The following is a 26,620-nucleotide window of genomic DNA, read 5'->3' as shown; positions in this document are numbered from 1 at the left end:
ACTCCCTGTGTTAGCTTCCGTGTGTTGCTTGCCCTCACCTGCGGGATACGTAAGGCCATCCCTAAAAGCATCAAAGGCGGCAGCGACAGCGCGAGTCAAAAAGCGATGCTCCCGCCGTACGCGGACAAAACCGTTTTCGAAAACCACTATCCCGTCCTTGGCCAGGATCGCCAAGCGCTCAGCTGAATCGAGAAGACGGATCGGATCAGATCCGTAGGCGGCACAGATTGCCGGCAAATCGGCCTCAAAATCGCACATTAATCGCTCGATAATTGCGGCTCTCGCGCGGTCGTCGTCGGTGAGGCGATGGCCCTTCGATGTCGCCAGTCGGCCATCTGCGATGTGCTGGATGTAGGAATCCCGTGTAACTTCGTTTTGAACGTACCCTTGGCCGATGCGGCCGATAGCCGACGCGCCGAAACCGATCAGGGTTCTGCAGGTGTCGGCCGAGTAGCCCAACGAGTTACGTCGCAGGCGACCTGTTTCCTGTGCCAGCGCGAGCTCGTCGTGCGGCAAGGCGAAATGGTCGAGCCCGATCTCCCGGTAGCCGGCGGCAACCAGCGTCACGGCGACAGCCGCATGCTGTTCAGCGCGGGCAGCGCTGTGGGGAAGAAATTCCGCCTCGATGAGGCGCTGGTTCTTTATTTGGGATGGGATATGCGAGTAGCCGAACAAGGCAAGCCGGTCGGGGCGCATGGCGACCGCCGCCCTCGCCGTCTCGACCCACGACACCACCGTTTGACGCGGCAGGCGTCCCATGGTGATAACAACCACCTTGCCGCTGAGCTCGCCTGTGTCTTTGCGTTATGCCAGTCCGTTCCGCTTAGATGTCTTGGCTGTTCCCGCCGAGACCTCACGCGCACCGTTTTATTCCCACCATCCCTCCCCGTCAGCTCCGCCTGGGAAATTCTGCCAGCTTGCCGGATCCGACGAGATAATGCAGCGCTGGGACGGACTTTGCTCGCCAGCTAGCGACCGTGGTGATCTCTGCCAAAAGGACGAGGCCATGAACGCGATCGGCGCTAACGGTGGGCGTTTGTATAAGCCTTGGGGTGGGAACTGGGCCTTCTATGCTGGCGCCACATACAAGCTCAACGAGACAACTTCGTTCTACCTTCGGCTCTCCCGGTGACCAGCTCTCAGTAGCGTCGCGGCAAACGTTGCCTATGGGCTTCTTTTCGATTTCACAGCTACGGCGACTCCAAACTCAGCAGTCGGCAAGATGGAAGCTTCCAACGGGAACTGCCCAATGCGAACAAGAAGAGCAGTGTCGGCAGTAATCCTGCGCCTCGAACGCTCATCCTAACGCCGTGAAGCGTTGAGCTCCGAGGTTGAGCAGACCAAGCCCGCAACACGCTCCAAGAGAACGGCGCATAGAAGCCATACGAGATTGTAGCCTAGCCTCGGGGCCGGACGTTGTTTCATATCAGACCGGTGTGGATGAAGCCTGCCATCCAGCACCCGGTCAGTTTCAGGTCAAACTTGAACTCCCAGTCGGGTCAGAACGCGATCAACTGGCAGTCCGACGCACTTAAAAATGACAAATGGATCGCCTGCTTTTGGGCCATCCATGGGGAATTCGGGCGCGAGAGAACAAGCTCACACAGCATAAGCGAAGCTCCAGGCGAATCTTGCGCTGGCCGAGGCAGAACCATGTTTAAAGCTGCCTGTTTTCCACCTCGAACCTGTCTGAGTCCGGCCGATCGTCATAGATCGGCCAAAGCATCGGCCAGATGGCTCCCCCAATTACGGTTTGTGCATAGTTGTCAGTGCGATAGGCCTGCCGAACATCGGCCATGATCATCATCGGCAGCATCGATTTGTGTCCAAGCCTGGCAGCGGTGGCAGTGCCGAGGCCCGCAAGTCCGCATGCCGACGATCGGCCAGAAGATCGGCCAAACAATCTGGTCAACTGAAAATTTATGTTTATAATCGCGCATTTGGCGGAACCCAAGATCGGCCAATATGGAAGAGAGCGTACAGCGCATCGAACCGGCACGCCTACCCGATGTATCCGAAACTATCTCGGATGCGCTGGTAGAGCTGTCGGCGACGTCGGCTGTTTTGGGCAAAAGCCTGCACTCGCGTACCGCAGCCAACCTCGCCCATCTCGTGCGCATCATGAACACCTACTACAGCAACCTGATCGAAGGCCACGATACGCGCCCGCGCGACATCGAACGGGCGCTGGTCGGAAATTTCGATCGAGACGAGAACCGCCGCAATCTGCAGCTCGAGGCGGCCGCGCACGTTCGCCTGCAAGCCGAGATCGACCGCCTGGCTGCCGATGGGCAGTTGCCGGAACCGGCATCGGTAGGTTTTCTTCGATGGCTGCACGCGGAATTCTATCGCGATGCCGAAGCGCCCATGCTGACCATCAAGGGTGCCGGCCGTGAGTTCGTCATGGCGCCAGGTGAGTGGCGATCGAAGCCAGAGCATGACGTCGCCATCGGCCGGCATGAACCGCCTTCGAGCGATCGCGTCAACGATTTCATGCAATACTTTGCCATGCGTTATCGCTTCGATAAGCTGGGCAAGGCCGGACGCATCCTGACCATTCCTGCCGCGCATCACCGCTTCAACTACATTCACCCGTTTCCGGACGGCAACGGACGCGTCAGCCGATTGATGAGCCACGCCATGGCCCATCAGGCCGGGATCGCCGCGCACGGGCTGTGGTCGATCTCACGAGGCTTGGCACGTGGCGTGAAAAGCCGAACGGATTACAAGAGCATGATGGATCATGCCGATATGCCCCGCCAGGGTGATCTCGACGGACGTGGCAACCTCTCCGAACGCGCACTCGGCGATTTTACCTTATGGTTCCTGCAGGCGTGTATCGATCAGGTGAGCTTCATGACCGGACTGTTCGATCTCGACACGTTGGCCAAGCGGCTGTATCGGCATGTGGAGCGCAGTGGTCTGAAGCCCGAAGCCGGCCGCCTCGTGGAGGAAGCGCTCACGCGCGGTGAGTTTGACCGCGGCGAGGCATCCCGTATTAGCGGACTACCCGAACGTACGGCGCGTCGAGTGTTCAATGACGTAATCGCGCTCGGACTATTGGCGTCGGAAACGCCAAAGGGCCCAGTGTCCCTACGCTTTCCGGCGGACGCTCTGGACGCGCTGTTTCCGAAGCTTTTTCCGGAAACGTAAGAGCATAGGGCGCTCACGATCTTAGGTCACTTCTCCTCGGAACCGGAAAGATTTTCACCGGATCACCCGCGGGTTCGTCATTCCGCGTTCTGAGACGCGGCAAAAGCCGGCGCACTAGAGCCGAGGCCGCCGATGCAGACATATTTGGTATCGAGGTAATCCTCGATGCCCTGATGTCCGCCTTCCTTGCCGAGGCCGGATTCCTTGACGCCGCCGAACGGTGCCTCCGGCGTGGTGATGAGGCCTTCATTGACCCCGACCATGCCGTATTTCAGTCCTTCCATCACGCGGAAGGCGCGGCCGAGATCACCGGTGTAGAAATAGCAGGCGAGGCCGAACTCAGTGTCGTTGGCGAGCGCGATGGCTTCCTCTTCGGTCTCGAACTTGAACACCGGGGCGATCGGGCCAAAAATCTCTTCCTTCATGAAGCGCATCTTGGGTGTCGCGTTGGCAATGACGGTCGGCTGGAAGAACGAGCCGCCGAGCGCATGGCGTTTGCCGCCGGCGACAACCTTGCCACCCTTGGACGTCGCATCGGCAATCAGCTCTTCGACCTTCTCGACTGCCTTTTCCTCGATCAGCGGTCCCTGCTGCACGCCGTCCTCGAGGCCGGAACCGACCTTCAGCCCGTTGCTGGCGGCGGCGAGCTTCTCGACGAATTTGTCATAGACGCCAGACTGAACCAGGAAGCGGTTGGTGCAAACGCAGGTCTGACCGGAATTGCGATACTTGGCGGTGATCGCGCCGGCGACGGCACGCTCGAGATCGGCGTCGTCGAAGACGATGAACGGCGCGTTGCCGCCGAGTTCCATCGACACCTTCTTGACGGTGACGGACGACTTCTGAATGAGAAGCTTGCCGACCTCGGTCGAGCCGGTGAAGGTGATCTTCGACACCAGCGGATTTGCGCAGATCTCGTCGCCGATCTCGCCGGCGGCGCCGGTCAGGATGTTGACGACGCCCTTGGGAAAGCCGACTTCCTCGGCAAGCGCCCCCCAGGCAAGGCCGGAATACGGCGTCTGCAAGGCCGGCTTGACGACCGCGGTGCAACCGGCGGCAAGTGCGGGACCGAGCTTGCGGGCCAGCATCGAGGACGGGAAATTCCACGGTGTGATCGCGGCGATGACGCCGACCGGCTCCTTGGTCACCAGAATGCGGCGATCCGCCCAAGGTGACGGCACCACGTCGCCATAGGTGCGGCGGCCTTCCTCGGCGAACCAGAGGATATAGGCCGCGGCCGAGCCGATCTCGCCCTTCGATTCGAACAGCGACTTGCCCTGCTCGATGGTGAGCAGTTCGGCCAACACGTCCTGATTGTCCATCATCGCGTCATGCAGCTTGCGCAGCAGCTTCGAGCGCTCGAGCGCGGTCGTCTTGCGCCAGGTCTTGAAAGCTTCTGCAGCGGCTTCGATGGCGCGGCGGGTCTCGGCCTTGCCCGACTTCGGCACGGTGCCGATCTTGAGACCGGTGGCCGGGTTGTTGACGTCGACCCTCAGTCCGCTGTCGGCCTGCACCCACTCGCCGTTGATGAGATTGGCCTGGCGCATGAAATGGCTGGTTTTCTGAAGCATGGTCTGGCCTCCGTTCGGATAAGACAATCAGGATCCTGTATGCTGGCTGCGGCTCGCGCTTGCCCAAGCGCCTTTCGCGCGGCCGGCCCCTCCAGCGATGTCTCGCCGCCTCGCCGGGCGGGTTCATGCCAACTGGTCAGTCCGCGCATGGGCCGCCGCGGTCTCATCAAGAGCCGCGCGAATGCCATCAACCATGTAACCGATCTCTTTAGGGGCGATGACGTAGGGCGGGCAGATTGCCAGCACGTCGCCCATGTTGCGGATCATGACTCCGTGCTCGCGGCACCGCCGCTCGACATCGGTGCCAATTCGCAGCTCCGGCGAAAAGGCGCGACGGGTGGCGCGATCCTCGACGATCTGGATCCCCGCGATAAAACCGCGGCCGCGGACCTCGCCGACCAGTGTATGGTCGTTGAGCGCGTCCGCGAGCGCTGCATGCAGATAATCGCCGAGACGGCGCGCCTGGCTCACGAGATCGATCTCGCGGTAGATCCTGATCGCCTCGGCGGCGACGGCGGCTGTCACCGGATGGCCGGAATAGGTGAAACCGTGGCCGAACACGCCGACCTTGTGGGCCTCATCGGCGACGCACTGGTAGACCTTGTCGGAGATAATGACGCCGCCAATGGGCAGATGACCGGATGAAAGCCCCTTGGCGACCGACAGCATGTCCGGTTCCATGCCAAAAGTCTGGCTGCCGAACCAATTTCCGGTGCGTCCGAAGCCGCAGACCACCTCGTCGGACAGCATCAGGATGTCGTATTTGCGCAGCACCGCCTGAACCTTTGGAAAATAACCCTCCGGCGGTACCAGCACGCCGCCGGCGCCCATGACTGGCTCGGCGATCATCGCGGCGATCGTCTCTGGCCCCTCCGCCAGGATCAGGGCCTCGAGTTCCTGGGCCAGGCGCGTGGCGTAGTCAGGCTCCGCCTCGGCCGGCAGACCGTCGAGATAGTGAAATGGCCGCGCCGCGAATATGACGGGAAGCGGCGGCAGGTTGAAGGACTTGTGCATATGCGGCAGGCCACTCAGCGCCGCGCCCATGATCGTACTGCCGTGGAAGGCGCCAAACCTGCTGATGATCTTGCGTTTCTCCGGGCGCCCCCGCGCGGCTTGGTAGTACCAGGCGAGCTTGACCATCGTATCATTGGCTTCGGAACCGGAGCCGACCAGAAAAACGCGCGCGTTGTCGAACGGCGCCAACGCGGTAAGCTGCTCGACGAGTTCGACGGTGGGCTCGTTCGAGCGGTGGTTGAAGGTGTGGTAGACGGCGAGCTTGCGCATCTGGCGGTCAGCCGCGGCGGCCAGCCGGCTGTCGCTGAAGCCAAGCGAGGCGCACCAGAGTCCGCCCATGCCCTCGACATAGCGGTTGCCCGCGTCATCCGTGACGGTCGCGCCTTCGCCGGCCACGATCGTCAACGGACCATGATCCTCATGCAGGCGTGGATCCGTCTGGGAATGAAAGTGCCTGGCCATGTCCAGCACGCGCGATTCGTTGTTCATCAAAATTCTCCTTGCGACCAGATAGGCGGTTGCTTCAGCGACAAATATCTTATAACTTATAAGTTGTCGAGAAAAAATGATCCCGAGAGTGACGTCCAATGGCCAACGCACCCACTCCTTCAAACAACACCCTGCCACCCGACGCGGAGCGGATCGCCCTGTTGCGCGACAGGGCAGAGTTCGTCCGGCTCGAGACGCTGCGCCTCATCCAGATCGCCAAGGTGGGCCACTATTCGTCGGTGTTCTCCTGCGCGGAAATATTCGCCACGCTCTACTACGATGCGATGCGGCTGAGGCGCGGCGAGCCGCAATGGCCGGACCGCGACCGCTTCCTTATGGGCAAAGGGCACGCCGCGGTCGGCCTTTATCCGCTGCTGGTCGACTGGGGCTTCTTCTCCAAGGACGTTCTCGACGGCTATACCCGGCTCGGCAATCCGCTTGGCGATCATCCCGACATGCGCAAGGTGCCCGGCGTCGATTTCAGCTCCGGCTCGATCGGCCATGCCCTGTCCGGCGGCCTCGGCATGGTGCTTGGCGGCCGTGCGGCCAACCGGCGCTTCGATGTCTATGTCCTGCTCGGTGACGGCGAGATGCAGGAGGGCCAGGTCTGGGAAGCGGCGCTGTCCGCCGCCCACCATAAGGCCGGCAATCTGATCGCCATCGTCGACCGCAACGGATACCAGCTCGACGGGCAGGTCGACGACATCATCGGCATCGAACCGTTGGCCGACAAATGGGCGGCGTTCGGCTGGCAGGTGCACGAGGTCGATGGGCACGACGTCGTCGCTCTCGCGACGCTGCTGCGACAGTTGAAGGCCGAGGCAGACCGCACCCGGCCCGTCTGCATCATTGCCAAGACCTCCAAAGGCAAGGGCGTTGGTTACATGGAAACCGAACCCGGCTGGCATCTGGGCTATCTCGCGCCATCGGACGAGGCCTTGGCCGCCGAAGAGATCAAGCGTGGAGGCAAAACACAATGAACGGCCCGATCGATACCAACTCCTGGCAGTACCGCCAGATCAACGCGCGCGCGCCTGGCCTGAGTTACCTGGCCAACGCGCTCATTGATCTGGTCGAAGACGGTTATCCGGTCGTGGCCGGTACGGCCGACCTTCAATATTCCAACGGGCTGGTGCGGTTCGCGCAACGCTTTCCCGAACGCTTCACGCAATTTGGCATTTCCGAGCAGAACATGGTTTCGGCTGCTGCCGGCATGGCCAGCACCGGCGCCATGCCGTTCGTCGCTACATTCGCTTCTTTCCTGGCGCTGCTGTGCTGCGAACAGATCAGAACCGACGTCGCCTATTCGGCGCTGCCGGTGCGGCTGATCGGTCATCATGCCGGTATTTCACTCGGCTTCTACGGCACCTCCCACCATGCGACGGAAGATCTTGCCATCATGCGAAGCATCGCCGACCTCACGGTCGTCGCGCCGGCTGACGGCCCGCAACTGGCGGCCGCCGTCAAGGCGTCTGTCAATCATGCCCAGCCAATCTACTTCCGCATTGGCCGCGGCCAGGAACCGCTGGTCTATGAAGACGACGGCGTCGACTTCCAGTTCGGCAAGGCGATCGTTCACGGCGAAGGATCGGACCTGACCATCATCGCCTGTGGCTCGATGGTCCATCCCTCAAGGGAGGCTTACCGCGCGCTGCGCGCGGCGGGCAAATCCGTCGGACTGATCGACATGCATACGGTGAAGCCAATGGATACGAAGGCAGTGCTCTCGGCCGCGGCTCACTCCCGCTTCATTCTAACCATCGAGGAACACAATATCCTGGGCGGTCTGGGCGGCGCCGTGGCGGAAATCCTGGCGGAGGCGGGCAGCCCGGCACGGTTGATACGCCATGGCATCCGCGACGAATACAGCCTGATTGCGCCGCCAACGCATCTCTACAAGCACTACCGGCTGGACGCGGCGGGAATCGAGGCCACCGTTCTTGAAGCCCTCGGCTGAGCCGGCGGACCATAGCCATGCACGGACATTCCGATGACCGATCAGAATAACACCGCCCGACTCATTGAGCGCGCCGGTGCGGTGATGCCGGGCGGATTGCTCAGCCCGAGCCGCAGGCTCGGCGCGCCGCATGTATTTGCCCGGGCGCAGGGTGCGTTTCTCTACGACGTCGATGGACACCAGTACACCGACTTCCACTGCGGCTTCGGCGCCAATGTGCTTGGCCACTGTCATCCGGCAGTGCGTGAACGCATCGCTGCGGTCTCCCAGGACATCGATCTTGTCGGCGCGGGAACGATGCGGCTAGAGATCGAGGTGGCGGAGGCGCTGGTCGACTGCATCCCTTGCGCGGATCTCGTCGCCTTCTGCAATTCCGGATCGGAGGCGACCTATCACGCCCTGCGCCTTGCCCGTGCCGCCACCGGTCGCAAGCGCATCATCAAGTTCCAAGGCGGCTATCATGGCTGGCACGACTATGTCGCCATGAACGTACAGTCGCACGCGCAGGCGATCGGCAAGTACGATCCCATCAGTGCTGGCATCCTCGAGGATGCCGCCCGTCACACCATCGTGCTGCCTTACAACGATGCCGGCGCCGTCGAGGATTATCTCAAGGCCAATCCAGGCGATGTCGCGGCGATCATCATCGAGCCAATCGCTCACAATATGGGGTCGGTGATCGCGACGGATGTTTTCCTGCGCGAGCTGCGTCGCCTGACCAGCGATCATGGTGTCGTGCTGATCTTCGACGAGGTCATCACCGGCTTTCGCCACGCGCTCGGCGGCTATCAGTCGATCGCCGACGTCACGCCTGATCTCGCGACCTTCGGCAAGGCGGCCTCCTCAGGCTATCCCGTTGGCGTGGTGGCCGGTCGTCGCGATCTCATGGCGCTCGTCGGCCGGACCGGGGAAGGATCCGTGTTCATGGGCGGTACTTTCAACGGCACGCCGTCGACGCTCGCCGCCATGCAGGCGACGATCGAGGAGCTGTCGAAACCAGGCTTCTACGACCGCCTGTTTGCCCTCGGCGATTTCATGCGCACGCAGCTGGATGGCATTGTCGATCGCCTCGGCCTGCCCGCGCAGAGCGCCGGGTTTGGCTCGGTCTGGCTGATCTATTTCCTCAGCGGTCCTTACCGCGACTACCAGGACTTGCTGGGCAACGACGATGTTTTCGATCTTGCATTCCGCAGAGAGATGGTGGCGAACCGGCTGATCGGCCAGCCGCTTCCGCTCAAGCGTCTCTACCTGTCAGGGAGCCATGACCGGGCGACAGTCGAGAAATCGCTGGATATCATCGAGACAATCCTGCGCAAGCTCTCCGCTGGGAAACCCGCCAGCTCCTAGCCATGTTTCGCAACGGACTTATAGGATATAAGAGCGTCTCGCACTATCCGTTGTCGATTCGGTGCGGCCAAGATTGCAGCGGTGGACCATGAGCACGATGCAGCCAATCGAGCAAGGCAGTCTGTCGGCGAGAACTTATATCTCGCTGCGCGAAGCCCTGATCGCCGGCAATTTCCGGCCCGGCGAAAGACTGTTGATGCAGGATCTGGCGCAACGGCTGGGCACCAGCGTCACGCCTGTGCGCGAGGCCTGTTTCAGGCTCGTCAGCGAGCAGGCGCTGGAACTGCGGTCAGGGCGGTTCATCACCGTTCCAGAGCTGACCCGGTCGCGTTACTGGCAGGTCCGGCTCATTCGCATCGCGCTCGAGGGACTAGCGGCCGAACTCGCCGTTGAGCATGTTTCGGAGAAGGACATTGCAAAACTGGTCGAGATCCATCGCGATTTCGTGGCCGGCGAAACGTCCGGCGATGCTGACCGCGCCCGTCGCGCCAATCGTGAATTCCACTTCGGCGTCTACCGCCTGTCCAAGATGGATATGCTGATCGCCCAGATCGAAAGCCTGTGGGTCTCGATGGGCCCTATCCTTAACGTGTATTATCTGCAGGCCGAGAACGATTACATCGGTGCGGAGGAGCACGAGACGCTGATCGAAGCGTTCCGGACCCGCAACAAGAAGGTGGCGCGTAAGGCGATCGAACGCGACATCGTGCGCGGTGGCATGAACCTGTTGCGGTATTTCGACGAGCAGGACGCGGCCGCCAAGCGGGCGTGATCGAAGCCGCCGGTCATTTGCTGGCGACCTCTCTTCGCGCTGGCTCAGGCCGCCCGAAGGCGCGCGGTGGCATCCTGGTCGACGACCCAGACGCCCTGCTCGGCGTCCAGCACCAGGGCCACCTTGTAGGATTGGCGAGCCGCTTCGCTCGTCAGCCAGCCGCGGTCAACGCTGGCCGCGACACGGCGGACATCGCGCTTGGTCGGGTCGCCGTAGCCACCGCCGCCACAGGCAACGAACTCGATGCGCTCGCCGGCGCGACACGCCTCCTCATGGAACGCAGGCAATTCCACCAGCTTGCCGTCCGTGCCGCGCTTGGCGCTGCGACTGGCCTTGGCGTCACCGCCGCCGAGCACGCCGCGCGGCGGAAAGGTTGTGCCATCGGCCGAGTAGACCAGTGTCATCTCGTGGTCGACGGGATAGAAGACACCGCCCACCGCGGGAGCGCCCTCGAACTCGCCAATGCCTTGGGTATCCGCCACCACGCCGCGCGATTCAATGATGATGGGATACATGGATTCGTCCACCTCCACGGAATCCAGCGCGATCAGGCCGCCATTCGCCGGCCCGCAATATGTCAACCAGCCGTCATAGCCGTGACGCGCGCCGCCGCCGGCGTAGCCAATGAAGACCTGGTTGACGTAGGGCTGCCCGTCCTTGAACGGATCCTTGCCCGAAATCACCCCGATCCCCGCCGGCAGGTGCGAGCCGCTCTCGGCCTGGCCATAGGGTTCTCCCATCGTCGAGAACACGCAATTGCCGGCGATGATCAACCGGTCGTTGACATTGGTGGTCGCCACCGAGGTGCCTACGGGGTAGCGGGGTTTGCCAACCACGCTTCCCTCCCGCATCAACACCTTGATCCGGCTCTTGGCGCCCTCGTTGTGCGGGATGCCGTCGTCGAGATTGTTGAAGACGCCAATGCGGCACGAGCCCGTGCAGGTGTTTTCCGAAAGGTTGAGACCGCCAGGCGCGTTATCCATGTTGTCACGCACATCGACCGTGATCACGCCGGCTTCAGGGTCGACGTCGATGGTGATCCTGACCGGGATGCCCTCCTCCGCCACGCCGGGGACCGGGTCATGGCGGACCTCGTAGGAGAACTTGCCCTTCGGCAATTTGGCGATTTCGGCCATGGCGCGGCGCGCACCGTAGTCGAACCAGTCCTCGACGAAATCCAGCAGCGTGTCGCGGCCGTATTTTTCAAGCAGTTCCAATAGACGGCGTCGCCCAGTCCTGCAGGCGCCGATCTGGGCGCGCACGTCGCCCAGCCAGATGTCTGGAACACGGTTGCGCATCATGCCGATGCGCAGGATGTCCTGCTTCTCCCGGTGCTGTTCGACCACACGCACGCAGGGAAAGTGGATCCCTTCCTCATAAACGTTCTTGGCAAATGGCAGATAGGTCGAAGGTGTCGGCGCGCCAGTATCGGCGTGATGGGAAAGCGCCACGGCCCAGAACAGCGGCTTGCCGTCGAAAAAGATCGGCATCGCCATGATCAGGTCGGCATGATGGGTGCCGCCAGTGTATGGGCAGTTGTTGAGGAAGATGTCGCCGTCGGCGATATCGTCGAACAACTCCGTTATCGGACGGGTCGCCAGATCCATCGACATGACGTGGATCGGCAGCGCGTCCTCGGTGGAAACGAGGCGGTGATCATAGGTCAGGATCGCGCAGCTCAGGTCGCGGGCGTTCTTGATCACCGCCGAGCGGCTGGCCCGCATCACGACCAGGGTCATTTCCCGCACCACCGCCTCGAACCGGCTTTTCAGAACCGACATCAGGAACGGATCGACGCGGCGCGTTGGCGTCTCCAGGCGAATGACAGGTGAATTCATTTTATGATGCCTTGTTCGGGAAGGTTGATCTCAATCGACTGTCACGACAATGTTGCCTTGCGGGTCGACGCGCCCGCGGTGTCCGTCCTTGAGGAAGGCGGTGAACGTCGTCGCCTCCACCAGGCATGGCCCATCAAGCGCCGCCCCCGCGCCCAGCTGGTCCATGTCGTAGACAGGCAGAGAGCTCGTCCGCCGGGTTTCGTGCAAATAAGCTGGCCGATGGGTCTTGGCGACCGGCGCCGTCGCCTGGTCGGCTAGCCTGAAGTCCCTCCAGGCGTCCTGATTAGCCCGCTTGCCCACCGCGCGCAGCTTCCAGTTGGTGAATTCGACGACGTCGCGGTCGGATCTGATTGAATAAATGCGTTCGTGCATCTGATGGAACGCTTCGACGAGACCTGGCAGTTTCGCCGCGTCGAGACGCGCCTCGTTGGCTTCGAAATGGACCTCGATCTCCCAGGATTGGTATTCGTAGCGACCAAGAAAGGAGAACTCGAAACGCCGGAGATCTGGCTCAACACCGGCCTGTTCGAGGAATGCTTCGCCCGACACCTTCAACCGCGCCAGGATGTCGGAGACGCCGGCGGCGTCGAAGCGCCGGGTCGAGGTTAGAAAAACCGCGCTTTCCTCGCGCGTGATATCAGAGATCAACCCGCCGAACGCGCTCAACCCAGCCATGAAGCGCGGGATCATGTAGCGTTTCAAGCCCAATATGTCGGCCATCTCGGCGATGTGGATGGCGGTCGCACCGCCGCCGCAGACAAAGAAACTGTCGCGTGGGTTTATGCCCTCGCGAATGGTGATTTCCCCGATGGCCCCGACCATGTTGTGGTTGCTGGTGGTCTGGATGGCGTAAGCCGCGTCGAGCAACGGGATGCCGAGCCGCGTCGCGATGCTCGCGACCGCTTTCTCGGCCAGATCGCGGCTGATCTTGATCCGGCCGCCGAGAAAATAATCCGGGTCAATGATGCCGAGCACGACATTGGCGTCGGTGACCGTCGGCGCGGTGCCGCCCGCTCCGTAGCATGCCGGCCCCGGCCGCGCGCCAGCGCTTTGCGGCCCGACACGAAGCAGGCCGCCATCGTCGACCCAGGCAATCGACCCGCCGCCGGCGCCAACCGATCTCACATCGACTTTCGCGATCCCCAGCGAGTCGTCGTGGATCATGCTGTCCGGGGTGACGATGATCTGGTGGTCACGCAAAGCCGAGACGTCGAAGGTGGTGCCGCCCATGTCACCGACGATGACGTTGGCTTCGTCGCTCAGCGCCAGCGCGGCCATCGGCGCCAGCGTCGGCCCCGACATGACGCTGTAGATTGGCCGCCGCAGCATCTCGGCGGGAGGCATCATTCCACCGACGCAGTTGGCGAGCAGCAGCTCGCCCTGGAAACCCGCCTGCGAAAGTGCTTGCCGCAAGTCCTCGATGTAGGTGCGCACGATCGGATTGATCGACGCGTCGATAGCGGCCGCGATGATGCGCTTGTACTCGCGCGACATCGGATTGACTTCATGGCTAAGCGTGACCGGGATCTCCGGCCATGCCTGCGCGATGATATCGCGCACCGTTGTTTCATGGATGGGATTGACGACCGACCAAAGCAGACCGACCGCTATCGCTTCAACCCCATAGCGTTGGAAGTCGGCTATCGCCGCCTCGACATCGGATCTCGACAAAGGCGTGAGCTCCCGCCCGCGCGCATCGACGCGGCCCCGCGCCGTCTTCGTCAAGTGGCGGGGGACGTAGGGCTCGGGATAGTCGAGCCGCCACTGGAAGGCGCCCTTGCGCGGCCCCTCGCGCAGGACGAGGATGTCCTGATGTCCTTCGTTGAGGATCAATCCGACCTTGACGGTCTTGCGCTCGACCAGCGCGTTGGTCGAGACGGTCGAGCCGTGTACGATCAAGTCGATCTTGGTCATGAACGTCGCGGGATCGAGCCCGTATCCGGCCGCCGCGACGTGCAGCACGTTGATGAATCCCTTCTCGAATTCGCCGGGCGTCGTCGGCGATTTGAAGATCGAGATTTTCCCACCGGGCTCGGAAACCAGGCAATCGGTGAAGGTTCCGCCGATATCGATGCAGACTTGATAAGCCATTTAAGGTCCGAAGCTGTTAGCGTTTCTTGTGATCGCGGCCCAGTATCAGGCTGGCCAGAATGATGAGGCCCAAAAGAACCTGCTGCAGATAGCCGTCGACCTGCATGAGATTCATGGCGTTGGAAATGACCGTGATGAACAGGGCGCCGAGCAGAGCCGCGGTGACGCCTCCCTCTCCGCCGGTCAGCCGCACGCCACCGACCACCGCCGCCGCTATCGATTCCAGGGTCAGGTTACCGCCGAGATTGGGCTCGCCCGATCCGGTGCGCGCGGTGAGCAGCATGGCGCCAATCGCGGCCAGCAGCGAGCAGACCACGTAGTCGATCGCAACGACGCGTCCGGTGCGAACGCCCGCCGCCTTCGCCGCGCGAGGATTGGCACCGATGAGATACAAGCCGCGGCCGAACACGGTGAAGCGCAGGACCAGGAAGAGCAGTGCGAAACACAGCGCGGCGAACACGATGGGCACCGGAATGCCGATCACCCGTCCCTCCGCCAAGGCCTCCGTGAAGGCTTCGGGGTTGCCCGGCACGGGAAAGCCGCCGCTGACGGTTGACGCTAGCGCCATGACAATGTTGGCCATGCCGAGCGTCGTCACCAGTGGATTGATGCCGACACCGGCGATGAGGACGCCGTTCAGCCCGCCGATCAGCAGCCCGACGCCAAGGCCGGCGACGATCCCCCACAGGATGGGCATATCGCCGCTTCCGGTCATCACCATCGCCGATATGACGCTGACGAGCGAGACAGTAAAACCAAGCGAAAGGTCGAAGCCGCGCGTCAGCAGCACCATGGTCTGCGCCATGGCAAACAGTGCGAGATAACTGGTCTGGATCGCGATGTTCCAGAGATTGCCGCTTGAAACAATACGCGGGTCGAGCAGACCGAGAACCAGCAGGGCCAGGAATACGAGCCCCGGCAGCTTGGCCTGCGCCGCGAACTGGCGGATGTCCGGGCGAGCGCGGTCAAGAACAACCGGAGCCGCCATGTCTGGACGATCAGACATTGGCCCGCCTCCCCTGAACAATTCGGTCGAAAGCCAGTGCGCCGATGAGCACCGAACCCAGCACCAGCGTCTGGAACTTGCTGTCGATCTGCGTGAGGTTCATCGCGTTGGCGATGATCGCCAGGCACAGCGCCGCCATGGCGACGTTCTCGGCGCGGCCTGAGCCGCCGCGCAATGAAACGCCGCCGATCACCGCTGCGGCGATCGTCTCCAGTCCGAGCGTCCCGCCGATCGTCGACTGGCCAGAGCCGATGCGAGCGGTGATCAGGACGCCTGTGAGCGCGGCCAGGAGACCGGAGAGCACATAGGCGGTAATCAACACACGGTGAGTCCGCACGCCCGACAGTCGGGCGGCGCCAAGGTTGCCGCCGACGGCGTAGAAGTGGCGCCCGAGCGCGGTCCGACGCTGCAGAATGATGGCGATGGCGATCACCGCGATCGCCAGCAGCAAGACCGGCGGCAGGCCAAGCACCTGCCCTCGCCCGATGGCATAGACGAAAGCGTCGGAAACGCCATAGATCGGGATGCCCTGCGTGTAATAGAGCGTAAGTCCCGCGACGATCGACAACGATGCCAATGTCACCATGAAAGGTGATAGGGAAAGCCGCGCCACCAGCGTGCCGTTTACCAGGCCAACACAGGCGCCGCTGGCCAAGGCCAGCGCTACGGGCACCAGCAGCTGGAGCCCATGCGCATCAGGCATCGCGGCCATCGCCGCGGCAGTAACCACTGAGGCCAACGCCATGGTGGCGCCGACCGACAGATCAAAACCGCCGGTGGTCATGACGATCATCTGACCGATCGCCGGAACCGCCAGGAAGGAGAAATTGCGCAGGACGTTGAGGATGTTCAGGCGGTTCAGAAAACGCGGTTCGATGATCGCGGCCGCGGCCGCAACCGCGACCAGAAGCAGGATGACGATCCCGCCGGTTTCCAGAAAACGGCGCCGCAGCGTGTCAGGGCTCATGCTGCCTCCGTCGCGCCGGTTTCGGCGTCGAAATAGTGACGCAGCACAGTGGCCTCGGTGATGCCGTCGGCTTTGAGTTCGGCCACTATGCGCCCTTCGCGCATGACATAGACGCGGTTGGCCAGGTGAACGAGCTCTGGCAGTTCGGACGATGACAGCAGAATAGCCGCGCCATTCTCGACCAGGCTTTTCATAAGCCTGTAGACCTCGCTTTTAGCGCCCACGTCGATGCCGACCGTCGGTTCATCGAAAATATGGACCGAGACAGGACGCATCAGACCGCGCGCCAGCACGAGTTTCTGCTGGTTTCCTCCCGAAAACGACGACGCCGCGCGTTCCGGCGCCATCGGTCGTAGACCCAGTGTCTTCAACGGCGCGGCTATCGCCCGGCGCTCGCGCCAGAACTTGAGCAGTCCGGCCTGGGACAGTCTCGGGTCGTCGAGCGCGGCCATGGTCACATTCTCGCGGCCTGGCCGGCCAAGCGCCAGTCCCTCGGCGCCGCGATCGGCCGGGTAGTAACAAAGTCCAGCACGCAACATGCTGTGCGGCACTGGCGCTCTGACCACCTCGCCATGGAGTTCGATCTCACCGGACGTCACACGCTCCAGGCCGAATACGGCTCGGCAAAGTTCGCTACGACCGCAGCCAACCAGGCCCGCCAGGCCGACGATTTCGCCAGCTCTGACCACGATGGAGGCATCGGATAGGGTGCCGGAGACACTGATCCCCCTGGTCGCCAGCACGATTTCGGCGGGGCGCTGGCTGATTGACGGATAAAGTCGTTCGACCGGCTGGCCGACCATCATCTCGATGAGCGTCGCGTCGGATGCCGCGGCGATGGCCAAGGTGTCGATCTTGCGCCCTCCTCGCAGCACCGTGACGCGGTCCGCGAGCCGACGGATCTCCGCCATGCGGTGCGACACATAGATGATACCGACGCCCCGCGCCTTGAGGCCTGCGATGGCGGCGAAGAGTTTTTCCGCTTCACCGTCGGTAAGCGACGCGGTCGGTTCGTCGAGGATGAGTATCTTGGCATCCGAAAGCATGCCCTTGGCAATCTCGACCATCTGCTTTTGCGCCCGGGTCAGCGTTTCGATCTTGCTGTCCAGCTCGACGTGAAAGCCAATGTCGCGGAAGCGTTCTTCCGCGCGGGCACGCATCGCGCGCCGGTTCAGGAAAAGCCGTCCTTTGATCTCGCGTCCAAGAAACAGGTTCTCCTCGACCGTGAGGTCGGGGACGAGACTAAATTCCTGGAACACAGCCGCCACCCCGGCATCGCGGGATTTCTGTGGGGTCAGCGCGGAAACGGTTTGGCCGTCGATACGGCACGAGCCTTCGGTCCAGCCATAGGTTCCCGCTATCAGATTGATGAGCGTCGACTTGCCGGCGCCGTTTTCGCCGAGAAGGGCATGGACCTCGCCGCTCAACAGCGAGAAGTCGACGCCGTCAAGCGCCACCACACCCCCGAAACGCTTCGTCATACCCGTAAGTTCAAGCATCGCTGACACCACCGAACTCGAAGCAAAAAGGGCGGCAGGCCAGGCCGAGGTCTGCCGCCCATCGAAGATGCGACTATTGTACCGAAAATTCAGGCTTCCACCCAACGGGCGCGAAAATCTGCGTCGGGTCGATTTTGTCGACGTTGTCCTTGGTCACGATACCCGGCGCGACCAGCAGAACCTTCTCATAGTCCTTCTTTTCCAAGGCGCGCACCGCGAGGTCGACGCTGATGCGGCCCATCATCACCGGATACTCGGCGGCAAAGCCAAGCACCTTGCCTTCCTTGACCAGCTTCAGCATCGTCTGGTTCTCGTAAGACGACATGATCACGACATCGTCGCGGCCAGCGTCGGCGACGGCGCTGACGGCCGCTTCCGCCGCAGCAGCCCCGCCCCAGATGACATTGAGATCGGGATAGGTCTGCAGGGCGTCCTCGACGAGGCGCAGGCTTTGCGGAACGCCGGGCTCACCATAGAGCTCGGCCGCGAGCTTGATGTTGCCGGTTTTGATGCTGTCGCGAAAGCCCGCCATATAGCTCTCCGCCCAACCCGATCCCTGCGGACCCGGCAGGCCGATTGCGGTCGTCTTTTTGTCGCCGAGATACTTCTTGAGGTACTCACCCTCCTGAAAACCCTTCTGGTAGGTATCGGGAGTGATGCGCGCGGTGATCGGAGTTTCCAGAATGGGATTGGCGACGGCGATCTGGACAAGGCCTTTGGCGTCGCCCTCCTTCAGCTTGGCCGCCAGACCGGCTTCCGAGATGGCGGCGACGAGGATACCCTGGGCACCGGATGCGACGCAATCGTCGTATTGCGACAGCTGCTTGGGCAGCGCGTCATAGCCGCCAGCCTGCAGGACCGTCACTTTGACACCCAGGCGCTTTGCTTCCTCAACGATACCGTAGTCGACCGAGACCCAGTAGCTGTCCTTGAGGTGCGGAAACAAGACGCACAGGTTCCAAGGCTTCTCGGCCTTTTCCAGCGGCACATAGTCGAGTGCCTCGACTTTTTTCAGATCGCCGCCTTTGGCCGCGTTGATCTTGAAGGGCCACCAATCCTTGGCCTGGGCGGCGTTGGGCAGGACGGCCACGCCGGTGACGAAAGCCGCCGCGAGGATGGATCGGAAAGCGTGATTCTTGGTCATGTGATTCCCCATTTTCGTGTGTTCCCGGGTCCGGAGCCGGCGATTTCGCCGGCTCCGCGGTCTGCCTTGGGAGCAGAGGCTTGCTGGCGGATCGTAGTACCGTCTAGGCGAGTTCGCCTTCAGGGCCATCCGCGTCGTTGTTCATTTTCACAGTGCTAGCGTACTACTTATAAGTTATAAGTCAATAGGGTTTTCATTAGCCGGTGCTCAGCCGGGAAGGTGTCTTCAATCGCGGTTTCGCTGCCTCGACCGGGATCACAATCCATTTGACGAAAGACGAGGTCGGAGACAGCAGCCATGCAACTGGCCTCGGCGATGTGGGCTTCCTCGCGACCGACCGGTATGCGGCTTGTCGATCGAGTTGCCTGACATCAAGCGCCGGCGAATAAGTCAAAGCGATCAGCGTGGCCTTCGAATACAGAGCCATTGGTCAGCAGCCGCACTTCGCTATCGACCAAATCGTCATAGGGTCTTTAGGGAGGAGATGTGCCCAGTGCATTCGCGTGCTGCAACAGCCGCGCTGAACCGCACCGCAGCGTGCCATAACACGCTGCGGTCGGATGATTGTTGAAATGACGGTTCCCCGCGCACGACCGTGCCGCTTTCCAACTTCTCTCGTCTGGCGCTTGCCAGCCTGAGTTCTTCCTAGAGGTCGGCGCCCGGATTGCGGGTGTTGTCTTGCGACTTCATTCTCCCGGCAGCCGGGCAAAGGCCCGCAACGTGGAGGCTTCTAAATGGAACGCGGGTTCCCGATGCTTAGTGGGTGGTGCTGCTTGAGCAGGGGCAGGGCAGCACAGCCTCCGCCGGCAAGCCGTCGCGGCCGGTTCCCTTGATAGCGTGCCGGCGCAAGTCCCGCGTCACCAGGCTCGCAAATCGCGATGCACGTCCAGCCATTGCGACATGGTTTTGCCAGCTGAGAGGCCGATCCCGTGTGCGGCGAACAGTCGAAACACTGATTGGTCGGTGTGCGTTCTTGGCGTATTGTGCAGCACTTCTGGCATTACTGGCCTTGCGGGGATGACGAGTCGGTCATGCGACAGTATGGATGTCCCTATCGGAATAGCCGGTCCGCCTTATCGGTCGTCACACCCGCATATCGCTCCGCTTCTAGGGAACACCCCATCACGCGAGGAAAGACATGGCCACATGCGCAGTATCGCCAATCTAGCCGTTGGGCCGACGGCCCGGCGCTTGGGCCAGTCCACCGGCTTTAACCTGCGTCACAACTTGATCCACTGATCCTAGGTGACGACAACGTTGTTCGTCATGATTTGATGGGGCGGGGATTGGCCCAAAAGCGAGCCCCCCAAACTGTGCGGTTGCCAAATACGCAATGGAGTGAATTGGAATGATCATCGTAACAGGCGCCACGCACGGGATTGGGCGGGCCTGCGTGGAGAAACTTGCGTCTGCCGGTTCCAGAGTGGTGGCGACCGGCCGAGATGCAGAAGCGGGCGCGGCGCTCGAACGCGCCAATCACGGTGTCACGTTCGTTGCCGGTGACATCATCCGTGAAGACGATTGCCGCCGTGTCGTCGACCGTGCGCTTGAACTTGGCAACGGCCGGCTCGCGGGGCTCGTGAACAATGCCGGCATGTCGAAGCGCATTGCCTTCGCCACCGCCACCCAGGACGATTGGGATGAGGTCCTTGCGGTTAATGCACGCAGCGTCTTTTTCTTCATCCGTCATGCGCTGGACGGCTTGCGGCTCGGGAGGGGTTCAGTCGTCAACATGGCCAGCATCGCCGGAAAGACGGGCGAAGAAGGGCTCGCTGCCTACTGCGCCTCAAAGGCCGCGGTCATCGGGCTGACGCAGGCACTCGCGCTGGAGTTCGGCGAGGAGATCCGCTTCAACGCTGTCTGCCCCGGCCAGATCGAAACACGCATGATGGGCAACATCATAAGCGATGCACTGCGCAAGAAGCAGCTCGAACTGCGGATCCCTGCCAACCGCTTCGGTGCCCCTGAAGAGATCGCTGATGTGGTCGCTTGGTTACTTTCGAATCAATCGAGCTATGTCAACGGCACGGTGGTGACTGTAGACGGCGGGGAAACAGCCGGCCTGCGCACACCGCGCGTCGCGCAGATCGATGGTGCTTAGGGCAATTCAGCTCAGCCGGAGCCGCGCTCGTCGAAATAGCGCAGAAAACCATGTGAGCCTCGCTGGATGTCGTTCTCGATCGCCTCGCGGGCCCTCTTCCTGTCGCCAGCCCTCAAGGCCTCGATGAGATGGTCATGTTCTTCCGCGCCGGTGTACCCGCGCGGAATTTCCCGATCGTAAACGTTAAGGATTGGACCCATCGAGGCCCACATGCTTTCGATCTGTCCGATCAGCATCGGCATACGCGACAGGCGGTAGACGCCGAAGTGGAAAGCGCGATTGGAGGATCGCGCTTCCTTGATATTACCGGCCTTATGGCTCTCTACAAATGAGGCGCGGAAGGTCTCAAGCTGTTCGAGATCGGCGGGGGCAAAATGGTCGGCAGCGTGTTCTGCCGCAAGCCCTTCAAGTGCCACGCGGATCAGCTTGATCTGAATGTAGCGGGCGCGGCTGAGGTCTGGCACCGCGGCGAACCTGCCGGAGCGCAACTCGAGCGCCTGCTCGCTGACGAGCCGCAGACAGGCTTCGCGCACCGGCGTAATGCTGGTTCCGAGCTGCTCGGCAAGATCCTGCATAAGGAGACGATCGCCCGGCGCGAAATTGCCGATGATCAAGCCATCCCGCACCTTGCTGTAAATCCGCGCGGACAGGCTGCCCATCTCCTCGGGCTGCATCTTCATAGGGCCCATGGGACTCCCCTCGTCTCTGCTGCAGCTCTACGGAAATGTCGATTGACGCGTTTCACTACGTTTATAAGTTATAATCGCTGCCTATATTTTGTTATTCAGCGGCAGACAAGTACGTGCACGTTAATTGTCTGCAGCAAACATGTCCGTTTTCATAATTATTTGTGAAATTTTGTTTCATATAAAAACAAGGAGACCCTTCTTTTCCGATTCTGACAATGGAATGTGACGACAGAAAAAGGCGCGATCTCATCTGCGTGGCATGAGTTGGTGTGCGAGAGATGATGACATCTGAAGGAGCCGGGAAGCTTACATGTCAATTTCCAGTCTGATGGGCAGAAATTTCCGATTCTGAGGCGACTCCGAACCGGCTGGACCGACGATGACGTCGGCACCGTCAAGATGATCCGGCAGGCCAGCAAGTCCAAAAGCTGCGTATGGCGTTTGCAGAGCGTTTCGCCGCCGAAGGGCTTCAAGGGCTGTTGCGCGACAAGACGCGGCCCTCGCGCATTGCGGCTCTCGGGCCCGAAAGCCCGCCGAGCGCAGCTCTGACAAGGCCGCGACAGGAATCGAACGACGACTGGCCAGAATTATGAAATCCCTTTGCGACACTATGCAATTTCAGACATTTCAGTAACAAATAGATTTAACATTCTCTTCACTTGCACTTTGGGGCGCGTTACCCGAATTAGCTGGAGCGGCCGAAACCCCCGCAAGATCAAGCGCGTAGTCGAAATCCAATCTTGCTGGTGCTTGTCGAGGGATGCGACGCGATGGGCCGGCGCAGGTGCGCTGTGAAGCAGCACTGAGCGCGCCGAAAAACGGCTTCCCAACAGGAGATTGATTTGGATTATGTGCAGTATTTCGCCGGAAGAATCGAGCAACTCAAAGGCCGTGGCGGGTATCGTGAATTTGCCGATCTGGAGCGTCAGTCTGGCAACTTCCCAAAGGCCTGGCTCAATAGGCCCGACGGCCGAAAAGAGATAACCATTTGGTGCACTAATGATTATCTCGGTATGGGGCAGCACCCCAAAGTGCTATCGGCAATGAAGCGCGCCATCGATGCCAACGGCGCAGGATCGGGAGGATCCCGCAACATTGGTGGCACAACCATTATCACTGTTGCTCGAGCGGGAGCTTGCAGGTTTCCACAATAAGGAAGCAGGATTGATTTTTGTTTCCGGCTTCAGCTCAAACGATTCATCATTGAGTACATTGGCATCTTTGATGCCGGACACAATTATTTTTTCTGACGAGCACAACCACGCTTCAATTATTAGTGGATGCCGCAACAGCCGGGCCGAAAAGCGCGTCTTCCGGCATAACGACGTTGCGCATTTGCGGGAGCTTCTGCGCAGTGTAAATCCTGCAAGACCCAAGATCATTGTTTTTGAATCGGTATATTCAATGGACGGTGACATTTCACCGATCAAAGATATCTGTGACATGGCGGACGAATTTGGCGCAATGACGTTTCTGGATGAAGTTCATGCATCGGGAATGTACGGTCCGAAAGGCGCCGGCATTGCCGCCGAACTTGGCATCATGGATCGTCCAACCATCATCGAAGGGACGCTAGGTAAGGCGTTCGGCTCGATGGGGGGTTATGTGACCGGACCTGCCTCCATTGTTGACAGCATACGAAGCTTCTCGATCGGTTTCATTTTCACCACGGCGCTTGCGCCAGCGCTAGCGGCTGGTGCGCTGGCAGCGCTGCGCCATCTTCGCGATTCAGATTCAGAACGAATTGATCTGCACCGGAAAACGAAACTTTTAGTCGGATTGCTGAAAGAGGCGGGCATCCCCGTCATGCCGACCCGAAGCCACATCATTCCTGTGCTTATTGGTGATCCATTCCGTTGCAAGGAAGCGTCCCGCCAGCTTCTAGATCAGCATGGAATATACGTTCAGCCAATTCTGGCGCCGAGTGTTCCGGTGGGAACCGAGCGGTTCAGGGTGACGGTTACGCCTGCCCATAGTACGACAGATATTCGGACGTTCGTCGATGCGCTCAGGCAGGTTCTGCTGCGGGACAATCTTGGCAAGGCTGCCTAATGTAAATGCTGGGAACGACAGGGCGCGCAGCCTCAGACCTGATTATATCAGCCGGGCTCGCCGAGGTGGAAGCGGCGGTCCGCGATCCGGTTCTGACGCCCGATCGCATCTTCGAATGTCATCGGAAAGCAGTTCCGTAACCCGCAATGACAGCTTTCGCGATCTTAAATGATGTGACTCCATGATTGAATGGGGCCGTTTGACGACTCGCTCCTTACACATCGGGCCGGTTCCAGATTCAGGGCTCACCATGAGCCGGTATGACCAGAGCGCATGTTCTTGTGCTGCGAGTTTGATGTGGCTTGGCGTGCCCTACCCGAGGGGTAGGTCACGCCCAGGCCCACGGGATCACACACCAACCCCAGCTAACCTGGTTTGAACGGAGCAAGCCTCCGACGCCGCCCTAATCAACAACGCTGCAACAGATCCTTCAAATCAATTTACAAGATTTTTACAACCGTCAGTCGTTGACAATGGTACGGCACCGCGAGTCTGAGGTCCGGCACGGCCATAAAAGTGACGCCGGTACCCTCGGACCGCCGCCAGCACGCAACATCGGGATTAACAGCAATGGTAAGAAGAAGAGCGCTCATATTGGTCGAAGGCCATAGGGGAACTGGTCAGCTATACGTCCAAGCGGCTCAGTGTCTTGGTCTTCATCCAATTACTCTGACGGCTGATCCACCTCGGTACGACTATCTTTCGGCGGAAAACGTTGAGGCAATCCGTGTCGACACTGGCAATCTCGAAGCGTTGGTCCGCGAATGTTCGCGGCTGCGTGCTACCCACGACATTGCTGGCATTACTGGCTTTGCCGGGGACCATGAATCGATCTATGCGACAGTTGGCAAGCTTTGCCGGCATTTCGATCTACCGGGACCGAACCCTGAATCGATTGAACGAAGCTGCGACAAATTCAAGCAACGCCAACTCCTCGCGCAGGCCGGCGTTCCAATACCGGCCTATCGGTTGGCAACGAATGCGGCGGAGGTAGAAAGCTCGGCTGCAGAGATCGGCCTGCCCGTGATTCTTAAGCCGGCAGTAGGCAGCGGCAGCATCGGTGTCCGATTGTGCCGCAGCCTCGAAGACGTAGCCGAACATACGACCTATCTATTGGGCGGAAAGCACATATGGCGGTCTACACCGAAAATACTCGTCGAAGAATTCGCACAGGGCCCGTTCTATAGCATTAATGTTATGGGGAATGAGGTCGTTGCGATTTGCGCCAATGACTTTGGTCCCCTCCCCCATTTCGTCATTCGTGAGGTGACCTATCCGGCCCTGCTGACTGATCAGGAGCGTGAGCGCATCGCCGATGTTTCGCTGAGCTGTTTGCGGACTCTCGGCCTTGGCTGGGGGCCAACTAACATTGAACTCCGGTGCACGAAACGCGGTCCAGTTGTCATTGAAATCAATCCGCGTCTTAGTGGCGCGCCCGACCCTCAACTGGTCCAGTTAGCTTACGGTGTCGACCTCGTAACCGAGCACATCAAGCTTGTCATTGGCGAGGAATGGGATCTGCGCAAAAAGCATTCGCATACTGCGGCCGCGCGATTCCTGCTTCCTGATCAAGATGGCACCCTCGACTGGATTGGTGGCGACACTCAGGCAGCTGCTATATCAGGTGTGGCCGAGGTGAAATTGAATGTTGAACCCAAGACACCGATCGTCAGGAAGGGGGATTTCCGAGACTGGATTGGACATGTCATTGCCACTTCGCCCAGCCGTGCTGAAACCGAGGGCGCCCTTCAGCGAGCGGTCGACTTGATCGATTGGTCGATCACCCCTTTTCCGGCGACAATAGGAGGTGATCGAGAGCACGATATTTGTGGGGCGTTCGGGCGGCCCACCAGTTCTGTTCCGATCAGGCATTGACGGCTTAAGATCCTTGAAACGCAGCAGGCCGTCTACGTCAATGTCACATCAAGTTTGACGAGGCAAATGCAGCTTTGGCCACACCTGCCCTATCTCCCGCGGAACTTCTCCGCGACCCGTGGCGAGGCCGTCGGCCCAATTTGGGCCCAATTTGATTGCCGCCCACCGCCGCCGCAGGACGAACATGCGCTTGACAAGACAACCCCGGCCCGTTCAACTTGAGGCATTCACCAGGGGAGTCCCGGCAAGGGGCTGAGATACTGCTGGCTTTCGCGGCGCAGTGACCCGTTGAACCTGATCCAGTTCATACTGGCGTAGGGACGGTGCAAGCGCTTTGCGGGAGTTCACGCCCGAGGTCCTGTTTCGGCAGGTCGACAGAAGCGTCTTTTCATCCTTCCGGCACAGAACTGGGTCTCCAATGCATGAGCAAAGGAGCCTCAAGATGAATGCCCTCACCCCAGCCGTCTCAACGGGACCGCTGCCTGCTTCGCGTAAGATCCACAAGCCCGGTGCCATCCACCCGCAGATCAGGGTGCCGATGCGCGAAATCTCCGTCCATCCGACAGCCGGCGAACCGCCCGTCACCGTCTACGACCCGTCGGGCTCCTATACCGATCCGGCTGTCGAAACCAGCATCCAAAAAGGCCTGGCCCGGCTTCGCCACGAATGGATCTTGGCGCGCGGCGATGTCGAGGAGACGGCCGCCACGTCCGGCCGGAGGACAACGGATTCGCGACGGGCGAACGCCTGACGCCAGAATTTCCCATTCGCCACCGACCGCTCAGAGCCAAAGCAGGCAAGGCGGTGACCCAGCTTGCCTATGCGCGCGCCGGCATCATCACACCCGAAATGGAGTTCGCCGCCATCCGCGAGAACTTCGGCCGTCAGATGTTGCGCGGCAAGCTGCAGCGCGACGGCGAAGCCTTCGGCGCGGCCATCCCCGATTTCGTAACGCCGGAGTTCGTGCGCGACGAGGTGGCGCGCGGACGCGCGATCATTCCCGCCAACATTAATCATCCCGAGAGCGAACCGATGATTATCGGTCGCAATTTCCT

17 protein-coding genes, 4 pseudogenes and 1 riboswitch are annotated in these 26,620 nt (G+C 60.9%); of the genes and pseudogenes, 9 read left to right on the top strand and 12 right to left on the bottom strand.

All coding sequences use genetic code 11. From position 1 onward, the window contains the following. Positions 1-57: 57 nt before the first annotated feature. A pseudogene (locus tag NKI16_RS30965) lies at positions 58-750 on the bottom strand (oxygen-independent coproporphyrinogen III oxidase); the annotation flags it as partial. A 907-nt stretch (positions 751-1,657) separates the two neighbouring features. Further along, positions 1,658-1,816, bottom strand: a complete 159-nt coding sequence (locus NKI16_RS30960) for a hypothetical protein (protein ID WP_023679701.1) — start codon at positions 1,814-1,816, stop codon at positions 1,658-1,660. Between the two features lie 149 nt (positions 1,817-1,965). On the opposite strand from NKI16_RS30960, the gene NKI16_RS30955 reads away from it, so the two are divergent. Further along, a complete protein-coding gene (locus tag NKI16_RS30955) occupies positions 1,966-3,153 on the top strand; it encodes a Fic family protein (RefSeq protein ID WP_352642762.1) in 1,188 nt (395 codons plus the stop codon). 77 nt (positions 3,154-3,230) lie between these two features. Here NKI16_RS30955 and NKI16_RS30950 read toward each other — a convergent pair whose 3' ends face one another. After that, positions 3,231-4,724: an NAD-dependent succinate-semialdehyde dehydrogenase gene (locus NKI16_RS30950; RefSeq protein WP_352924351.1), complete on the bottom strand. Its 1,494-nt coding sequence runs from the start codon at positions 4,722-4,724 to the stop codon at positions 3,231-3,233. A gap of 123 nt (positions 4,725-4,847) precedes the next feature. Further along, the gene (locus tag NKI16_RS30945; RefSeq protein WP_502897642.1) at positions 4,848-6,227 is read right to left on the bottom strand and encodes an aminotransferase; all 1,380 of its coding nucleotides are present in this window, start codon (positions 6,225-6,227) and stop codon (positions 4,848-4,850) included. A gap of 98 nt (positions 6,228-6,325) precedes the next feature. Between NKI16_RS30945 and NKI16_RS30940 the strand changes: the two genes are divergently transcribed. From NKI16_RS30940 to NKI16_RS30925, 4 genes are all read left to right on the top strand, one after another. Continuing rightward, positions 6,326-7,207: a transketolase gene (locus NKI16_RS30940; protein WP_023768618.1), complete on the top strand. Its 882-nt coding sequence runs from the start codon at positions 6,326-6,328 to the stop codon at positions 7,205-7,207. After that, positions 7,204-8,184, top strand: a complete 981-nt coding sequence (locus NKI16_RS30935) for a transketolase family protein (RefSeq protein ID WP_023747620.1) — start codon at positions 7,204-7,206, stop codon at positions 8,182-8,184. Before NKI16_RS30940 ends, NKI16_RS30935 begins: the two co-directional genes overlap by 4 nt. Positions 8,185-8,217: 33 nt before the next feature. Beyond that, positions 8,218-9,531, top strand: a complete 1,314-nt coding sequence (locus NKI16_RS30930; protein ID WP_352784922.1) for an aspartate aminotransferase family protein — start codon at positions 8,218-8,220, stop codon at positions 9,529-9,531. 88 nt (positions 9,532-9,619) lie between these two features. Beyond that, on the top strand, positions 9,620-10,303 hold the full coding sequence (locus NKI16_RS30925) for a GntR family transcriptional regulator (RefSeq protein ID WP_023737066.1): 684 nt from the start codon (positions 9,620-9,622) through the stop codon (positions 10,301-10,303). 44 nt (positions 10,304-10,347) lie between these two features. On the opposite strand, the gene NKI16_RS30920 is transcribed toward NKI16_RS30925, so the two are convergent. The 7 genes and pseudogenes from NKI16_RS30920 to NKI16_RS30890 form a co-directional block, all read right to left on the bottom strand. After that, positions 10,348-12,141, bottom strand: a complete 1,794-nt coding sequence (locus NKI16_RS30920; RefSeq protein ID WP_352924347.1) for a hydantoinase B/oxoprolinase family protein — start codon at positions 12,139-12,141, stop codon at positions 10,348-10,350. Between the two features lie 30 nt (positions 12,142-12,171). Beyond that, complete coding sequence (locus tag NKI16_RS30915) at positions 12,172-14,232, bottom strand: hydantoinase/oxoprolinase family protein (RefSeq protein WP_352924345.1); 2,061 nt, start codon at positions 14,230-14,232, stop codon at positions 12,172-12,174. A 16-nt stretch (positions 14,233-14,248) separates the two neighbouring features. Then, positions 14,249-15,238: an ABC transporter permease gene (locus tag NKI16_RS30910; RefSeq protein WP_352784919.1), complete on the bottom strand. Its 990-nt coding sequence runs from the start codon at positions 15,236-15,238 to the stop codon at positions 14,249-14,251. Continuing rightward, a complete protein-coding gene (locus NKI16_RS30905) occupies positions 15,231-16,205 on the bottom strand; it encodes an ABC transporter permease (RefSeq protein ID WP_352642746.1) in 975 nt (324 codons plus the stop codon). Before NKI16_RS30905 ends, NKI16_RS30910 begins: the two co-directional genes overlap by 8 nt. After that, positions 16,202-17,704: a sugar ABC transporter ATP-binding protein gene (locus NKI16_RS30900; RefSeq protein ID WP_352827925.1), complete on the bottom strand. Its 1,503-nt coding sequence runs from the start codon at positions 17,702-17,704 to the stop codon at positions 16,202-16,204. The genes NKI16_RS30905 and NKI16_RS30900 overlap by 4 nt, the downstream gene beginning before the upstream one ends. 73 nt (positions 17,705-17,777) lie before the next feature. Next, the gene (torT, locus tag NKI16_RS30895; protein WP_352642743.1) at positions 17,778-18,848 is read right to left on the bottom strand and encodes a TMAO reductase system periplasmic protein TorT; all 1,071 of its coding nucleotides are present in this window, start codon (positions 18,846-18,848) and stop codon (positions 17,778-17,780) included. Between the two features lie 476 nt (positions 18,849-19,324). Continuing rightward, positions 19,325-19,830 (bottom strand): annotated as a pseudogene (locus NKI16_RS30890) (ISNCY family transposase); the annotation flags it as partial. Positions 19,831-20,196: 366 nt separating this feature from the next. On the opposite strand from NKI16_RS30890, the gene NKI16_RS30885 reads away from it, so the two are divergent. Beyond that, a complete protein-coding gene (locus NKI16_RS30885; protein WP_286461381.1) occupies positions 20,197-20,949 on the top strand; it encodes an SDR family NAD(P)-dependent oxidoreductase in 753 nt (250 codons plus the stop codon). A gap of 11 nt (positions 20,950-20,960) precedes the next feature. On the opposite strand, the gene NKI16_RS30880 is transcribed toward NKI16_RS30885, so the two are convergent. Next, complete coding sequence (locus NKI16_RS30880) at positions 20,961-21,638, bottom strand: GntR family transcriptional regulator (protein WP_023747628.1); 678 nt, start codon at positions 21,636-21,638, stop codon at positions 20,961-20,963. An 842-nt stretch (positions 21,639-22,480) separates the two neighbouring features. Between NKI16_RS30880 and hemA the strand changes: the two are divergent. The 3 genes and pseudogenes from hemA to NKI16_RS30865 all read left to right on the top strand — a co-directional run. Further along, positions 22,481-23,690 (top strand): annotated as a pseudogene (gene hemA / locus NKI16_RS30875) (5-aminolevulinate synthase). A 570-nt stretch (positions 23,691-24,260) separates the two neighbouring features. Continuing rightward, entirely contained in the window at positions 24,261-25,565 is a 1,305-nt protein-coding gene (locus NKI16_RS30870) for an ATP-grasp domain-containing protein (protein ID WP_352924343.1), read from the top strand. A gap of 222 nt (positions 25,566-25,787) precedes the next feature. Then, positions 25,788-25,904: riboswitch (TPP riboswitch) on the top strand. A gap of 103 nt (positions 25,905-26,007) precedes the next feature. Further along, positions 26,008-26,620, top strand: a pseudogene (locus NKI16_RS30865) (phosphomethylpyrimidine synthase ThiC); the annotation flags it as partial.

Source organism: Mesorhizobium sp. M0698 (genome assembly GCF_040320455.1).
GTDB lineage: Bacteria > Pseudomonadota > Alphaproteobacteria > Rhizobiales > Rhizobiaceae > Mesorhizobium.
This window is presented reverse-complemented; position numbering and strand designations above follow the sequence as displayed.

Bases quoted from the DNA above. Each gene is read 5' to 3' on its own strand.
- NKI16_RS30960 (WP_023679701.1), bottom strand. From the start codon at position 1,816: ATGCTGCCGATGATGATCATGGCCGATGTTCGGCAGGCCTATCGCACT.
- NKI16_RS30955 (WP_352642762.1), top strand. From the start codon at position 1,966: ATGGAAGAGAGCGTACAGCGCATCGAACCGGCACGCCTACCCGATGTA.
- NKI16_RS30950 (WP_352924351.1), bottom strand. From the start codon at position 4,724: ATGCTTCAGAAAACCAGCCATTTCATGCGCCAGGCCAATCTCATCAAC.
- NKI16_RS30945 (WP_502897642.1), bottom strand. From the start codon at position 6,227: ATGAACAACGAATCGCGCGTGCTGGACATGGCCAGGCACTTTCATTCC.
- NKI16_RS30940 (WP_023768618.1), top strand. From the start codon at position 6,326: ATGGCCAACGCACCCACTCCTTCAAACAACACCCTGCCACCCGACGCG.
- NKI16_RS30935 (WP_023747620.1), top strand. From the start codon at position 7,204: ATGAACGGCCCGATCGATACCAACTCCTGGCAGTACCGCCAGATCAAC.
- NKI16_RS30930 (WP_352784922.1), top strand. From the start codon at position 8,218: ATGACCGATCAGAATAACACCGCCCGACTCATTGAGCGCGCCGGTGCG.
- NKI16_RS30925 (WP_023737066.1), top strand. From the start codon at position 9,620: ATGAGCACGATGCAGCCAATCGAGCAAGGCAGTCTGTCGGCGAGAACT.
- NKI16_RS30920 (WP_352924347.1), bottom strand. From the start codon at position 12,141: ATGAATTCACCTGTCATTCGCCTGGAGACGCCAACGCGCCGCGTCGAT.
- NKI16_RS30915 (WP_352924345.1), bottom strand. From the start codon at position 14,232: ATGGCTTATCAAGTCTGCATCGATATCGGCGGAACCTTCACCGATTGC.
- NKI16_RS30910 (WP_352784919.1), bottom strand. From the start codon at position 15,238: ATGTCTGATCGTCCAGACATGGCGGCTCCGGTTGTTCTTGACCGCGCT.
- NKI16_RS30905 (WP_352642746.1), bottom strand. From the start codon at position 16,205: ATGAGCCCTGACACGCTGCGGCGCCGTTTTCTGGAAACCGGCGGGATC.
- NKI16_RS30900 (WP_352827925.1), bottom strand. From the start codon at position 17,704: ATGCTTGAACTTACGGGTATGACGAAGCGTTTCGGGGGTGTGGTGGCG.
- torT (WP_352642743.1), bottom strand. From the start codon at position 18,848: ATGACCAAGAATCACGCTTTCCGATCCATCCTCGCGGCGGCTTTCGTC.
- NKI16_RS30885 (WP_286461381.1), top strand. From the start codon at position 20,197: ATGATCATCGTAACAGGCGCCACGCACGGGATTGGGCGGGCCTGCGTG.
- NKI16_RS30880 (WP_023747628.1), bottom strand. From the start codon at position 21,638: ATGGGCCCTATGAAGATGCAGCCCGAGGAGATGGGCAGCCTGTCCGCG.
- NKI16_RS30870 (WP_352924343.1), top strand. From the start codon at position 24,261: ATGGTAAGAAGAAGAGCGCTCATATTGGTCGAAGGCCATAGGGGAACT.